Here is a 603-nt window from a genome sequence, read left to right as displayed (position 1 = left end):
TAGAGAAGACTAAAACTAATAGGTCAGTATGCAGACATTAATACATTATTTTTTGCACTTTGGTTTTCCTCTTTTTATCGCGATTGCGTTTTTTAGAAAAGAGTGGAAAAAAGCATATCTGATTTTGCTTGCAACCATGTTGGTTGATATAGATCATCTGGTAGCAAACCCAATATTTCAGGCAAATAGATGTAGCATTAATTTTCATCCGTTACATACTTATTATGCGATGCTAGTGTATTTTGTTTTACTCTTTCTTCGTAAGCCTTTTAATATCATTGGAATTGGATTGCTGTTCCATATGTTAACGGATTTTACGGATTGTTTGATGATGTCGGTCAGCTAATATCGCGACCTTGCATATCAAGATAATTATACGGTTATAAGAAAGGTTATAATCAATCGAGCTTTGTATCTACTAGTTAGAGAGAAGTTGATTTCGATTGAGAGATGTATGACTATTTAAGACAAGTCAGCGTATAATAACGGATACAAGAATTAGTTCGGAGCATTGTTTAAGCAGTGGTTCGTGCGGTTGATAGCTAGGTTTATGATGATTTAATTCTATTATGAGCCATTAAACAGCTTTTTATTGATCATTCA

General features: G+C 33.3%; 1 protein-coding gene. It reads left to right on the top strand.

Translation table 11 applies throughout. From position 1 onward, the window contains the following. Window positions 1-28: 28 nt before the first annotated feature. On the top strand, window positions 29-346 hold the full coding sequence (locus CXF61_RS02465) for a DUF6122 family protein (RefSeq protein WP_057758486.1): 318 nt from the start codon (window positions 29-31) through the stop codon (window positions 344-346). The last annotated feature ends 257 nt before the right edge of the window (window positions 347-603 follow it).

Source organism: Psychrobacter sp. 4Dc, assembly GCF_002836715.1.
Lineage (GTDB): Bacteria > Pseudomonadota > Gammaproteobacteria > Pseudomonadales > Moraxellaceae > Psychrobacter.
The sequence above is the reverse complement of the archived record's forward strand: the minus strand, read 5'-3'. Positions and strand labels throughout refer to the sequence as shown.